This is a genomic window from Streptomyces sp. NBC_00078, from assembly GCF_026343335.1.
Taxonomy (GTDB): Bacteria; Actinomycetota; Actinomycetes; order Streptomycetales; family Streptomycetaceae; genus Streptomyces.
This window is the reverse complement of sequence record NZ_JAPELX010000001.1, coordinates 5150356-5164130: the sequence shown is the minus strand read 5'-3', so window position 1 is coordinate 5164130 and position 13775 is coordinate 5150356. Positions and strand designations below refer to the sequence as shown.

Genomic DNA, 13775 nt, shown 5'->3' with positions numbered 1-13775 from the left:
TGACAGATTCCAATCCAAGGGGTCAGCGATCACAGGCGGCCAGTGAGCGCGAAACCGGCTGTCCGGTGTGGTCGTCGTGCCAGATCGCGACGGTCAGCGCGAGGATGCGCTGCATGACGCAGCGGGGCAATAGCCCTCCTCCACCAACCAGGCGCGGGCCCGGCCGCGCTGTCGCTCATCGCTGAGCCGGTGGTACCGGCGCCGGGCGCGCTCATCCCGGGCGAGGACGTCCTTGAAGCGTCGGAAGGCGCCCCGACCGGTGATGGCGATCCGCAGCCGGTCGGCGAGGGCGACGTCGCCGAGCCCGTCGATGAACAGCTCCATGTCCCGGTAACCGGCCCGGGAACCCAGAGCCGGCACGTACAGCCATCGATCGGGATCATCCGCCTCCTCGCCCCCGGCCCCAGGCTCCAACTCGTCGGTGAACGCCGGCCAGCACTCCCCGGTGGACAGATCGATCCGCCCACCCGACTCAGCCGGGTCGGCCTCCAGCAGCATGGCCAGCATCTCGAGATCGACCGCGAGCGGGCGCAGGAGGGGGATCGCCGCATCTCCCATGGCCGCGCGCAACCGGTCCGCCAACTCCTCGTCGCCCCGGAAGCCGCGCTCCCGGAGTGCGTCGTCCGGGGGCAGCACCACGGGCAGTTGTGGCTCGGCCCGAGCCACACCGGACAGAGCACGGCCGGTCAACCGCCGTTCCATGACCATGTCCAGGGCCTGCTGGTCGTAGGCGACCTCCCCGCGCTGAGCACGCTCCGCGAACCGCTGCAACGCCGCCCCGTCCAGGACATCCACTCCCTGCTCGGCGGCTGCCGTCGCCCAGAATTTCGCCAAACCCCAGCGGCTACGGTCCGCCATCGCCCCCGGATACAGCTCCGCAACCGCATCGACCGCTGCGAGGGAGTCCTCAAGTGCAGGGCCGCGCGGATCCGCCAACCGCGCGGCGTGCAGATAACGCAGCAGCGTACGCAGTGTGCCCGGTGCGTCGCCGCGTTCCTCCCCGGGAAGTTCAGTGATGGTCTCCGGCAGCCAGCCAAGCAGCAACTCCTCCACATGCCGCGGCTCCCACAGCCCCAGCCGGCCGTCGCCCGGTGCCGGCAATCCAGCGCCGCCTCGGCCACGAACCCGTCCACCGGCAGACCCTGCTGCCCGGCCCACCGGACCAACCGGTCGACCAGCAGCCCGCACGCCGCCTCGAACTCCTCCTCGGCCCCGGCTTCGAACCGCATCCGCATGAACTTCGCCCAACCTGTTCGCAGCTTCCATGCTTTCCTTGCCGCGCCACGCTACCGCCGAACCGCGACGCACAACGCGGCCAGGGACGAGCGGCCAGTTACCCGCCAGGAGTGCGGTCACGTGTTGTCGCGGCACGACTGCGGTTCGCTCATCCGATCGGTGTGCCGACGGCGACGTCGGCACACTTCACGACAACGGGACGCGACGGAGAACCCGGGTGCGGAGGTATGCGAGAACCCTTTCCACCGACTGGCGAAAGACCCACCGTCGGATACCCGGCCGCCGAGACTGGCCCAAGGGGGCCGACTACCGACGGATGCCCGAACCGGATGTGAGGGCTGTCGGGACGGGACAGTCTCCACGACGCCGATCGCTCCATCTGAGACCTGTGGATCCCCACCCGTCGACACAAGGGCAGTGGGAGTCTCCTGATGGAGCATCACGCACGGCTGTCCACCGGTTGTCCACCGGAGCCCTTTGCGCCAGCGTGATCCATCCCCTATGAGCGGGTAAAAGACCAGGTCGGAACCTTTGATCGTCGACCTCGTCACAGAAAATGAACCTCCGACCCACGCATTGCAGTGCGCAGACCACAAGTGCCCGATTGGCCAGGATTCCAAGGTCAACGAATACAAGAAACCCCAGGTCAAAGGTCTGACCTGGGGTTCACCATGGAGCCGCCTTCGGGATTCGAACCCGAGACCTACGCATTACGAGGGCCTGCAAGATCAGGCCACCCGGTGTCGTCCGGTTCCGCTACGTCCTATTTCCCCAGGTCAGCGACGCATAGCAATCACCAACATCCCACCCGATCCATCCTGTGCTGACCCGTCCGCTCACGCATCGCTCACGCGCCGGACTCGCGGCACAGTAGCCCCTGGCTTCACACTCTCGAGACAGATCGAGCATGTACGCCTCCGGTGCGAGCCCCCAGCACCCCTGCTCCGAGCTCGCTACCTGAGTGGCCGTCAACCTCATTGATACGGCACACTTTTGTCAGTGGCCCCGTGTAGCGTCCGAGTGACTCTGGATCACAACCACACTGCGGTCGCGCCCTGCCTTGTGCGACCGGTAGAGGGGGCAAGGCGCGTGAGCATCACTGAGGGGCTCTCACAGTCGGTCGAACTCAAGAAGCCGCTGACTGCGCTAGTCAACAGGGGCTGCGTACCGGTCGGCGGCGTCTACCGTCTCGACTACGACTCGGCCGTGGTGTTGACCGATGACTTCAAAAAGGAGAAGGCCGGCGGAGTTCCAAGGGGTGGCTTCCTCCTCGCTGTCGCGGGCGACAATACGACTTCTGGGTTCATACTCGAAGATCAGGAAGTCATCCTGCTCCGAGTCCGCGGCACTGCGCCCCTGCCTAACGAGTCGGAGCTCATTCAAACTCGTCTGGCGGTTGTCCGCGATGCTGGCGCATCCGGGGTCGGATTCGATGACGTAACGGATGTGCTGACACGCAACGAACTTCAGCAGTCAGCCTTCGATTGCGAGGTTCTGGGCACCTTCTATACTGAGGCAGATTCCCGCGACGCCCATATTGAATACGGGGCAGACATCGACAACGTGGTTGTCTCTGCTCGCTATCAAGTATTCCTGCCGTCCACTGAGGTGTTGTCATGGCTGGCCTCCTACCCTGAGCCTGTTGACAAGAAAGACGCCCTCGCGATCGGTAACGTCCGATTCGCCGCCACCCGGCGCAAGGCTCTCATTGCTGGCACCGATCGGGCACAGGTCCATATCAACGTTTCTGACTTCATCGGTCGGAAAACTGCCGTTTTCGGAATGACTCGAACCGGTAAATCTAACACTATCAAGACCCTGGTTACAGCGGTCCACCAGTATGGGTCGGAACATGGCCGTTCCATCGGCCAGCTGATCTTTGATCCACAAGGCGAGTACGCAAACGTAAATAAGCAAGACCGCACGGGCCTTCGCCTCCTCGGGGACGACTCAAGCACTGTGCGGATCTATAAGGTCGAACCCAGCGCTGGGGACAGCCGGGAGCAGCCACTTCGTATCAACTTCTATGACCGTGAGGTACTCGAAGCAGCTTGGAGCTTGGTAAGCGAAGCCACTGCACCGGTCAATACCAACTACGGCAAAAGCTTCCGGTCGGCAGTCCTTACTGAGCCCGATCAAAATGATCGCAGCAGGCACAGCCGCTGGGGGTGGACTACAGTCGCATTTTACGGCCTTCTAGCCAAGTGTGGATTCGAAGCCGCCAATTTGCCACAATCCCTTGTCATCCCTGCTCCGTCAGGCCCAATGACGGATTTCATGGCCGCCCATCCGGATGCTGTTGTACAGGCTGGCCGAGCGGGGAGTTACCGCGTCCTCAGCCCTGCAGGCGCGCTGGCACTCGCCGAATGGGTTGGAGAACGGGAAAGCGACTTTCCCAAGTGGCACGACACTAAAGACTGCCACTTCGGCGCCATTTGGGATGTGTACAAATATACGGGTGTGACTTCATCCATTCGAACCATCCGCCCATTCCACGGCCCCAATTCTGCTGGTGACGTCGGTGAGCACTTGTGGAACGACATGCAGGCGGGTCGACTTGCAATCGTCGATCTCTCAAGCGGAAACGACAAGGTCGCAAAGGTCATGTCAGAACGCATCGTCACCCACCTCTTGAATCGGGCAAGCGAGCGGTTTCGCGCCGACCATGAGCCGGTAGACATGCAGATTATCGTCGAAGAGGCGCACAACCTCTTCGAGCGTGGCGGACGCGACGTAGCTGACGATCCCTGGGTACGCCTGTCGAAGGAAGCGGCAAAGTATCGAATGGGCCTGATCTACGCAACACAAGAAGTCACTTCTGTCGACAAGCGCATGCTTTCGAATACCTCGAATTGGTTGATTTCTCATCTTAACTCCGACCACGAAACACGCGAGTTGGCGCACTATTACGATTTCAAGGTCTGGACTCCGAGCATCATCCGAGCAGAAGACGTCGGATTTGTGCGGATGAAAACATACTCAGGAAAATACATCGTCCCGGTGCAGATCTCCAAGTTCGATCACACTATGGTCAATAAGGCCCGAGCCGCCGCCGGACTGACAGGCATTGACATCGCAAACGAAGGCGAGTAAATCGTGCCTTACGAAGGAGAAAAGGCTTCCAGGCTGGGGCACGTAGATACGGTGAGGAATGAGGCGGTCCGGGCTGCCCTTCAACGCTGGACCATCACTAGCTCTCGCCCCGAAAGCGAAGAGGGAATCACTGAGCTGTGCTCACCTCTCGAAGATTTGCCGCTTTCTGGCAAACTTGAGGAGGTGGACTTCTCGATCACGGTCGACGGGTCGGACACCGAGGTTGAGGCTACTCGCGACCATCCGACCGTGAAGGTTGGCTATCTCAGAGTTGCCGGATCGGTTGTACGGCTCGAAGCCTTTCGCAACCTTTCCCGAGTGAGGCACATCGACCCACGTGAGGTCCGTAACTCTCACTCTGAATACGCTTTCGACGTAGCTCTCCCCGGATCTCAGCTGACTCGGCCGGGCATGAGCGGTGCGGAAACCTGGCGCGCGGAACTCGAAGACTTTCTCCGCAGTTCGCGTTTCGACTCCAACACCGAGATGACCCTCACAGATGCGCTCCTGGCATTGCACGGTACTCGTGGCAAACCTGCGACCGAAATCAGCCTACGTGTCTGCCCGGGATGCGGGCAGAAGGCGACCAGCAGCTTCACACTGACAGTTAACAAAGAGGGCGGGTCGTGCCGTTCATGTAACACGCGCCTATACCTCGCGGACGTCCTGCGAACTCACGAGGAATATAACGCCGAAGGATCGAACTTCACTCCTCTTGGGCGCGTCATGACTGCGGCCGAGCGGCTAATGTCTGTGTGTTACTTGAACTTCTTTGCCGACACCGCACCCGAAGTGCTTCGGCACACTCTATTCATTACTGATGGACCGCTGGCAATGTTCGGTCCCCTTGCTCCGCTCAAGCGTAGATTTGAGGAACATCTTGGCGACCTTGGCGCCTGGTGTGCCAAGCGGAACCTCATCGCGCCTCTCATCGTCGGAATCGAGAAATCTGGCGCCTTCGTCGAGCATGCAGAGCTGATCAAGGATCTGATTCCGTTGGGCCACGTCATGCGGCTAACTAACGCTTACATCAATAGGATTTCCGGGCGCCCCGAGAGTAATCACTATGGCGTGGATGAGTTCTACGGACGCCGCTTCATCTACCGCACTCGAACGGGAGATCCTCTGGTAATTACAGTCCCGCCTAAGGCGGGACTATCGCCATACGATGGCGGCAGTCCGGAAGCTGAGGGATGGGACGCATACCCGACGCTTCGTCTGATATGCGAGATTCTGGACTCGCTCAGGACCCGCATGTACCAACATGCTGTCGTACCCATCGCCCTCGCCCACTCTGCGGCCGCACTGCCACTCGGCGTGGGGCGCTCCGTCTTGACGATGATGGCTCAGCAGAACATCCCAGGGCTGAAACTTGACCTCCAAGCGGTGCAACCACCGACATACTTCAAGGGCTAGGTTCGATCATGTTCCGGATCGCTCAGCCATCCGGCAAGATGGGACGGTGACCTCAGTGACCTCGTCGGCGACTGCCATCAGCGCAAGCACTCTTGCTCAGAATGCCAATCCATTCGGTGCCGACGAGGCGATCCATGCTCAGGCCCGCCCCCTGCCTCAGCAGCTTGAGCCCGTCTCCCACGCGCTCTCCCACGGCCGTTACCAGTCACCCTTGCGTTATCCAGGGGCTAAGTCGTCACTGTCCCCCGTGATCGCGCGATTGATAACTTCAGCGAAGCAATCTCGGGAGGTTCCCGAAGTAAATCTTCTTGTGGAGCCGTTCGCCGGCGGCGCGTCAGCATCATTGCGCGCGATTGGCGAGGGAATTGTAGACCGCATCTTGCTCGCAGACGCTGACCCACTCGTCACAGCCTTTTGGCAAGCAGCTGCCGACGATACCGAGCTGCTCATCGATCGAATGCATGAGGAGTGGAAGCGGTACGTTCGCAATGGTGGTGTGTCAGCCGTGGAACGATGGGATTATTGGCGCGCATGGGCGCCACGCCCGGAGATGAGTCCACGCGATCGCCGCATAAGCGTCGCGACGCAATGCCTGTTCCTTAATCGAACCACCTTCTCGGGGATCTTGCACGGCAAGGCGGGGCCCATTGGCGGGCGCTCTCAAGCCAGTAACTACCCGATCGGATGCCGCTGGAACCCAGACGCGCTTGAGGAGAGAATTAGGTACATCGGCCATCTGTACAGCATCGGACGCCTAGTGGATGTGTGGTGCAAGGACTGGCGACAAACGTTGGAAGACGTACCTGAGCAATATCCACAGCTACTACCTTCCCGTGTAATTGCCTACCTCGACCCCCCATATATTGAAAAGTCTTCGCTTCTGTATCGAACGTCATTTGATCCCCGTGGCGGCTACGGGGGCGACGGACGGGCTCCGGCCACTCGCCCCGGCATTGACACACTCCACCTCGACCTGGCGGGATACCTTCGAACAAAAGCGCAGTTCCGGTGGCTACTTAGCTACGACAATTACCCCATGCTCGTGCAGAGCAAATGGCTTTACGGTCAATCCAGGATGGCGCCGTCAGACATCGATCGTGAGACTCTCGGAGTGCGCAGGTGGCGGATTAGTAAACGGTTGGTCGCTACGCGTTACTCAGCAGCTGGGCGGTCCGGAAAAAGATCCGCCGAGGAATTGCTGATCACCACGCTCCCTCCAGCGACTGTGCCAGTGGACGATCAACTGCGCTTGCCGTGAACTACCAAGGCTGGCTGCACTGACGGTTGCGCAGTTCCTGCGATGTGACGACCGGTTGTCCCGCGACGAGCGGGCCATCGCCCAGGAGAGGCGAGGCAATACTGAGTCGCAACGGCGAGACGGCGTGATGGGCCACCGTCTGAGCTCTCTGTACAGAGCCTCTCCGCGCATGCAAAGTGCGGAGTTTACTGATCGAGGACGACCTGTATTCCGGTAGGCCGCCCACAGCAGGTCGTTTCATGCCCACCCATCCAGGGATACTTGCGGCCCATCCGCCAGGTACCGCCGAAGGGCACTGGCGGTGGTGTCCACAAAGTCTTCGGGGACGTCGACGGCATCGACCCAGCGGACCTGAGAGTGCTTGCGGGGTTCGCGGTTCTGGGGTTCGCCGGTCCATTCGTGAACGGCGAAGACGACGGTGAGGAAGCCGTTGGGGGCCTCGACGCCCCAGGCGCCGTGGATGATGTGGGCGACTGTGAGGGACTCAGGCTTCACGGTCAGGCCGGTCTCTTCGTAGAGCTCGCGTACGGCGGTTTCGGTGATGGGCTCGCCGGGTTCGCTCTTGCCGACGGGGAGGTCCCACATGCCCTGGGCGAATTTGGCGTTTTGGCTGCGTTGGAGGAGGACGACGCGGTTGGTGGCCTGGTCGTGGACGATGACGGCGGCGACCAGCAGGGTCATGGATTCGAGGGCGGGCGGCAGGGCTTTGGGCTGGTCGTCAGTGGTCCGCTGAGCCACGGCTTGTGTCCCTTCGTCGGCCGGTTGGTGTCAGCTTAGGCCAGCGCTTCGCGTGCGCGGCGGGCGAGTTCCGCGGCTCCGGGCACTTTGCGGCGCTGGTAGATGGAGAGGGTGGAGCGGAGCGAGGTGATGGCCTTGCGGGTGCGGTCGGAGGTCATGCCTTCCATGAGGATCAGGGCCTGCGCCCAGGCGGCGATGGCTTCGTCGGCGCGGGCCTGGGCAGCGAGGCTGTCGCCGAGGTCGGCGTAGGTGAGGGCGTGAACACGCTTGTACTTCTCGGGGTCCCAGCGGACCAGGGCATCGCGGTGCTGCTGTTCGGTGCCGATGTGGTCGGCGAGGTCGGTGAGAGTGCGGGCGGTGTGGCTGGCAACGGTGCCGGCGGCGGGGCCGCTGACCCTGGAGTAGCTGGGCTGGAGGTCGTCATCGCGCAGGAGGGCGTCTTCGGCGGCGAGCAGGGCGCGGGCCGCTGCGGGCTTCTCACCGACGGCGGCATAGGCGCGGGCGTGGGTGATGTGCAGCAACGCCTCGGTCTGGCCGTCGACGTGGCCCAGGGCGCGGGTGAGGGAGCCTTCAACGAGGTCGACGCAGTGGTGAGGCTGCTTGAGGCTCAGTGCCTGGTGGGCAAGGGCGCGCATCATCCAGGCGGCGTGACCATGCGGGTCGGCTTCGCAGGCTAGTTGGTAGCCGACCTGGTAGTAGCGCTGGGCAGCGCCTTCCTGGCCGAGGTCGTGGTGCTTCCAGCCTGCCAGGTAGGCGAGTTCGGCCACCGCACCGAAGGCTGCCCGCCGTAAGGCTTCGCTCGGGAAGCGGCCCCGGAGCATGGGGGCGGCGGTGTCAGCGAGGTACGCGGTGACCGTGGTCAGTCCGTGCCCACCGCCGAGGCGTTCATCGGCCGCGCTGAAGGCCGCGGTGATCTGCCGGACGACGTCCACGTCCTCTGTCCCGATCACGGACGTGCCGGTGCGGGCACGGAGCATGCGGGCAGTGGCCTCGTGGTCGTGGGCAAGCGGCATGGCGACGCCAGCGGTGGTGAAGGCGGCCACCGCGAGGAAGCGGCGGCGCTCGACATCGGCGCGGCCCAGGTCGGTTGCGGCCAGGACGGGATCCCCCTCGTCCGGCCCCTCAGCGTCTGGTGCTCGAAGCCCGATCTCAGTCTGGGTGACGCTGCGGCCTGCCCGGCGTGACAGGGCCTCGGCGAGGTACTGCCCGGTCCGACCGGTCGGCTGGCGCGTGCCGTTGGCCCAGTGGGAGACGGCCGACTTGTTGGTCTGGAGGATCTCCCCGTTCTCGGCCGCGATACGCCGGATGTCCTTCGCCAGGGCCTCGTACGTGCAGCCGGTCGCGTCGATGGTGTCGCGCAGGCGGGAATTGGGCCCTCTCGGCACTGCCACCATCGCCTCCGCTCCGGAGCTGTAAACCGCGTATACCGCTTCAACTAGCTCTCACCGTACCCACTGTGCGTGACGGAGGGTTCACTAATCATCAGCCGCCCGGCCCCGGTCCGACACCGTGACCAGGCTCCCCCCTTCGGCCGGGCGGCCCCCGAAGTTCCGTACGCCTACACCGGGTTCGGGCATTCCTGTGCCCAGACCCGGCCGATCAGAGACGGAGACACGGTGACCACCATCGACACCACGGCCATCACGGTCGTACTGCCCGAGGCGTTCGACGAGCGCTGGAGCCGCCTGCCCGGCATCCACATCGACGGCCGGCGCATCGCCATCGACCCGGCCGAGTACTTCTTCCGCTTCGAGTCGAACACGTGGCTCGTCGCCGACTGGGAGCTGGTCAAGTCCCGGCTCCTGCACGTGGAGGAGACCACCGAGAGCGCGGTCGAGCAGCTCACGCTGGAGTTCATCAAGACCCACGCCCAGTCGACCTCGGACGCCGCCCGCGTGCTCGCCACCGCCTACGAGGTGTACGCCTACCTGTTCCGCGACGAGCACCTGGCCGGCCTCGGTCTGCCGCAGATCACCGCCGAGCACCTGCGGATGCTGCGCGAGGCGGCCACGCTGATGGCGCTCAACAAGGTCGAGCTGGACGGGCACATCTCCAACGTCGGCCCGTGCTGGTTCTTCCCCGCCGCCACCTCCGTCGTCTTCGACCTGGACGACGAGACAGGCGGCATGCTCGACGAGGTCTACCACGGCGGCTGGTTCAACGAGCACCGCCGCATCGAGTCCATCAAGGCCCACGCCGCCCTCGGCGGCCGGCTCGTGCACGGCTGCCAGTCCGTGCCGGACCAGTCCGGCGGGGTCGTGGCGCCCTACGGTGCCTCGATGGCCACCTTCCGCGACGACCTCGCCGCCTTCAAGGCCGGGTGGATCGAGCAGGTCTACGCCCACCGCGTGAGCCCTGTCGCGTAGCACCACCGTCTTGGCTCCGGGGCGGGCCGACACCTCTGCCCGCCCCGGACGCCGCCAACCCCACAGGAGCCCCGACATGACCGCGAACCCCAGCACTGAACTCCTCGACCACCTGCTCACCCTGAACGACCGGACCACTGCCCTTCGCGAGGAGGTGCGCGTGTGGTCCATGTCCGGCGTCGAACGCCTGACCTTCACCGACGGCACCACGGCCGTCTTCAAGTACGCCAAGAAGCCGTTCGACAGCGAGGATCAGGCACTCCGGCTGGCCCACACCCTTGGTGTCCCCGTACCCACCGTTCACTCGTCCGCCGTCCTGGACGGCTGGCTCGGGATGCTGCTGGAAGACCTCGGCGCCCCCGTCCGCGAAGCCGACGACCTCGACGGCGCAGCCGCAGCCGTGGTCCTGCACCGCACCCGTACCGCTGCCGCCCTGCCCGTCCTCGACCAGGAGCGGCTGCGCACCCTGCCGAGCCGGGCCCTGGACCACCTCGCCCAGCTCCGCAAGGCGGAACGGTGGCAGGACGCGGACGACGTTGAGGACGTGCTCGACCGGATCGCCCAGGCTGCCGAGGAACGCTCAGCCGGTACGGCCGTGGCCCCGTTCGGCTGGGTGCACTCCGAGTTCCACCCCACCAGCCTCCACATCGGCCGACACGGCTGGCGCCTGCTCGACTTCGCCCGCGCCTTCACCGGCCCCGGCCTCCTCGACCTCGCGAGCTGGCACGGCACCCTCGACACCCCCGACCCCGTCCGCCTGCGCGTCTTCCTGAACACCTACGTCACCGAGGGCGGCACCCCAGACGCCCTCGCCGAACGAGGCGGTCTCTCCGCCGAGAAGTGGGCGCTGGGCTGGCACCGCATGTGGGCCGTCGAGTGGTTCATGGAGCAGTCCATCCGCTGGATCAACGACCCGGCCACCGACCCCGCCTACATCAAGACCGTACGCCGCCACCTCACCGACGTACTGCACCTCCTGGAGGTCTAGGTGCTCGCCCAGGCTTCCCCCTGGTACGTCCACGCCCTCCAACGCACCACGGCTGCTCCCGCCGAGCCGCTGTCCGTGCCTGCGTGTATGGAATGGACCACCCGACCCGGCAGCGGCCCCGGAGCCGAGATCCTCGGCCCGGACCTACGCCACAAGCGGCTGCTGGAACTCGGTTGCGGCCCCGGCCACAACGCCGCCCACCTAGTGCTCTGACCACATTGGTTCGCCGGGTTGGTGGTCGGGGCGGTTGGATGTGCGGTGACGTCCGATCCGAGTGCTGGGGGTGCGGTGGCTGAGCCTGTCCGCGTGCGCAGGTTGACCGACCAGGAGGGGCAGAAGCTGCAGCAGATCGTGCGCCGGGGCAGCACCAGTTCGGTGCGCTTCCGACGCGCGATGATGCTACTGGCGTCGGCTGGCGGGAACCGGGTCCCGGTGATCGCCCAGCTGGTGCAGGCCGACGAGGACACAGTCCGGGATGTGATCCACCGGTTCAACGAGATCGGCCTGGCCTGTCTGGACCCTCGGTGGGCGGGAGGCCGTCCCCGCCTGCTCAGTCCTGACGACGAGGACTTCGTCGTCCAGACGGCCACCACCCGCCCGACCAAGCTCGGCCAGCCCTTCACCCGCTGGTCCATCCGCAAACTCGCCGCCTACCTGCGGAAAGTCCATGGGCGGGTCATCCGCATCGGTCGCGAGGCATTACGCCGTCTGCTCGCCCGCCGCGGCATCACCTTCCAGCGCACCAAGACGTGGAAGGAGTCCCCGGACCCCGACCGCGAGGCAAAGCTGGACCGGATCGAGGAGGTCCTGGACCGCTTCCCGGACCGGGTCTTCGCGTTCGACGAGTTCGGCCCGCTCGGAATCCGCCCCACCGGCGGTGCGTGCTGGGCTCCCGCCAGTCATCCCGAGCGGCACCCGGCGACCTACCACCGCACCCACGGCGTCAGGTACTTCCACGGCTGCTATTCGGTCGGCGACGACACGCTCTGGGGCGTCAACCGCCGGAAGAAGGGGGCCGCGAACACCCTGGCCGCGCTCAGGTCGATCCGGGCCGCCCGCCCGGACGGCGCCCCGATCTACGTCATCCTGGACAACCTGTCCGCCCACAAGGGCGAGACGATCCGCCGCTGGGCGAAGAAGAACCGCGTCGAGCTGTGCTTCACGCCGACATACGCGTCCTGGGCCAACCCGATCGAGGCGCACTTCGGACCGTTGCGGCAGTTCACCGTCGCGAACTCCAACCACCGCAACCACACCGTGCAGACCCGGGCCCTGCACGCCTATCTGCGCTGGCGCAACGCGAATGCCCGTCACCCCGACGTGCTGGCAGCCCAGCGCCGCGAGCGCGCTCGCATCCGCAGCGAGAAGGGCATCCGTTGGGGCGGACGTCCCCTCGCCGATGCCGCTTGACCGGCCGGATATCTTTCCCGGCCGAGTCCTAGCAGTAGCCGTCCACGCTGGCGCCGACTGGAGCGAGGTTGGGCCAGGGACGCCCTGCTCTGTCGGAGGCAGCGGACCGTAGGAGGTCAAGAAGAGTGCACCCTGGGTAGCCCCGGAAGCTCGCGTAGGTGCCCCGGTAGTAGCAGTTCCAGTAGCTCACGACCCGCCGTTGCGTGCGTGCGAAGAAGGCCGGGTTGTCCACGATGAACTGCCCGTAAGCGAGGTGGCCGCAGGTGCCGGGCGTGGCGAGGCCACGGAGCTCATCGCAGATGACCACCAGGATTTCCAAGACGTACTCGCCAACCAGCTGCACGACGAAGGGGACGACCCATGGGTCCGTGGAACCAACGACCTTCTCCAGATGACGCTGTCTGACCACCCCGTCGCAGTGCCTTGAGTACAGACAGTGCAGAAGCTGCCGTTGGCGCGACGAAAGCGACGCCACCGCGTCAGTTGGCGGCTCGCCGTTGTAGAGGCGGCCGGGGATCAAAACCTGCTGGCCCTCTACAGCGACCGAGAACGAGGCATGCGGCGGGAACCGAGAATCAGGCATCACCGCCAGGACTGCCTCGGCATCGCTTGCAAGCTCGGCTGGGAACGCCGTGACCAACGGATTGCTGCTGTCGGAAAGCGGCTGCACGAGCCGAGCATAGGCGGATGCCACGGCCAGGTAGCCGGCATCAATGGCCACACACCCGCTCAACCCGGCGAAGGTATGCGGTCAGAGCACTAGCCACTCGGTACGGCGCCCAGGTCACCGCCGTCGACCTTGTCGGCCTCCAGGTCCGCCGAGCCCGCTCCCACTACGGCCGACTGAACAACCTGGCCGTCGTCGCCGGCCACGCCCTGCACTACCTGCAAGCCTCCGCCGAGCACTTCGACGCCATCTATTCCGTCTTCGGAGCCATCGGACTGGTAGCCCCCGAGCTCCTACTGCCCGCCATCGCCCAGCACCTCAAACCCGGGCGGACCCTCGCCTTCTCCGTCCCCCACCCCCAGCGCGGCGGTTTGCGCCCCACTACCGACGACCGTCCACGCCGTGACTACGTCACCCTCCCCGACCTCACCCGACTACCCATCGCCCGCTGGGACTTCGATGCCGACCGCTGGGAGAAACATCTCGACCACTCCGGCCTCTGGCTCACCTCGGCCCAGGAGTTCCACGACGCCCGCCACGGCGCCTGCTGGCCCACCACCCTGCTGATCACCGCACGCAAGCTCTGACCCTCAGCCCCGGCAC

General features: G+C 64.8%; 10 protein-coding genes and 3 pseudogenes. 8 read left to right on the top strand and 5 right to left on the bottom strand.

From position 1 onward, the window contains the following. Positions 1-22 precede the first annotated feature (22 nt). Both OOK07_RS24125 and OOK07_RS24120 read right to left on the bottom strand, forming a co-directional pair. Positions 23-118 (bottom strand): annotated as a pseudogene (locus OOK07_RS24125) (IS982 family transposase); the annotation flags it as partial. Continuing rightward, positions 94-1101, bottom strand: coding sequence for a UPF0158 family protein (locus OOK07_RS24120; RefSeq protein WP_266798404.1), 1008 nt, complete (start codon positions 1099-1101; stop codon positions 94-96). The gene OOK07_RS24120 and the pseudogene OOK07_RS24125, both read right to left, overlap by 25 nt. Positions 1102-2325: 1224 nt before the next feature. Between OOK07_RS24120 and OOK07_RS24115 the strand changes: the two genes are divergently transcribed. Genes OOK07_RS24115 through OOK07_RS43490 form a run of 3 tightly spaced genes read left to right on the top strand, consistent with a single transcriptional unit; the run spans position 2326 to position 7003 of the window. Beyond that, positions 2326-4329 (top strand): ATP-binding protein, encoded by a 2004-nt coding sequence (locus OOK07_RS24115; protein ID WP_266798402.1) that lies wholly within the window; start codon positions 2326-2328, stop codon positions 4327-4329. Between the two features lie 3 nt (positions 4330-4332). Further along, complete coding sequence (locus OOK07_RS24110; RefSeq protein WP_266798400.1) at positions 4333-5745, top strand: hypothetical protein; 1413 nt, start codon at positions 4333-4335, stop codon at positions 5743-5745. A gap of 46 nt (positions 5746-5791) precedes the next feature. After that, positions 5792-7003, top strand: a complete 1212-nt coding sequence (locus tag OOK07_RS43490) for a DNA adenine methylase (protein ID WP_353963543.1) — start codon at positions 5792-5794, stop codon at positions 7001-7003. Positions 7004-7240: 237 nt separating this feature from the next. Here OOK07_RS43490 and OOK07_RS24105 read toward each other — a convergent pair whose 3' ends face one another. Together OOK07_RS24105 and OOK07_RS24100 are read right to left on the bottom strand one after the other, a co-directional pair. After that, positions 7241-7741 (bottom strand): NUDIX domain-containing protein, encoded by a 501-nt coding sequence (locus OOK07_RS24105; protein WP_266798399.1) that lies wholly within the window; start codon positions 7739-7741, stop codon positions 7241-7243. A 35-nt stretch (positions 7742-7776) separates the two neighbouring features. Continuing rightward, positions 7777-9132, bottom strand: a complete 1356-nt coding sequence (locus tag OOK07_RS24100) for an NsdA family TPR-like regulatory protein (protein ID WP_266802014.1) — start codon at positions 9130-9132, stop codon at positions 7777-7779. A 225-nt stretch (positions 9133-9357) separates the two neighbouring features. Here OOK07_RS24100 and OOK07_RS24095 point away from each other — a divergent pair, with 225 nt between their 5' ends. From OOK07_RS24095 to OOK07_RS24080, 4 genes and pseudogenes are all read left to right on the top strand, one after another. Further along, entirely contained in the window at positions 9358-10107 is a 750-nt protein-coding gene (locus OOK07_RS24095) for a hypothetical protein (RefSeq protein ID WP_266798397.1), read from the top strand. Between the two features lie 76 nt (positions 10108-10183). Then, positions 10184-11095 (top strand): phosphotransferase family protein, encoded by a 912-nt coding sequence (locus OOK07_RS24090; RefSeq protein WP_266798395.1) that lies wholly within the window; start codon positions 10184-10186, stop codon positions 11093-11095. Beyond that, positions 11096-11299: pseudogene (locus tag OOK07_RS24085) on the top strand (SAM-dependent methyltransferase); the annotation flags it as partial. Positions 11300-11383: 84 nt separating this feature from the next. Next, the gene (locus OOK07_RS24080) at positions 11384-12505 is read left to right on the top strand and encodes an IS630 family transposase (RefSeq protein ID WP_323182926.1); all 1122 of its coding nucleotides are present in this window, start codon (positions 11384-11386) and stop codon (positions 12503-12505) included. 28 nt (positions 12506-12533) lie between these two features. Here the strand turns inward: OOK07_RS24080 and OOK07_RS24075 are convergent, their stop codons facing one another. Then, a complete protein-coding gene (locus tag OOK07_RS24075; RefSeq protein ID WP_266795180.1) occupies positions 12534-13175 on the bottom strand; it encodes a hypothetical protein in 642 nt (213 codons plus the stop codon). An 89-nt stretch (positions 13176-13264) separates the two neighbouring features. On the opposite strand from OOK07_RS24075, the pseudogene OOK07_RS24070 reads away from it, so the two are divergent. Then, positions 13265-13759 (top strand): annotated as a pseudogene (locus OOK07_RS24070) (class I SAM-dependent methyltransferase); the annotation flags it as partial. Positions 13760-13775: the final 16 nt, after the last annotated feature.

Excerpts from the sequence above, each read along its gene's own strand:
- OOK07_RS24090 (WP_266798395.1), top strand. The coding sequence starts at position 10,184 with ATGACCGCGAACCCCAGCACTGAACTCCTCGACCACCTGCTCACCCTG.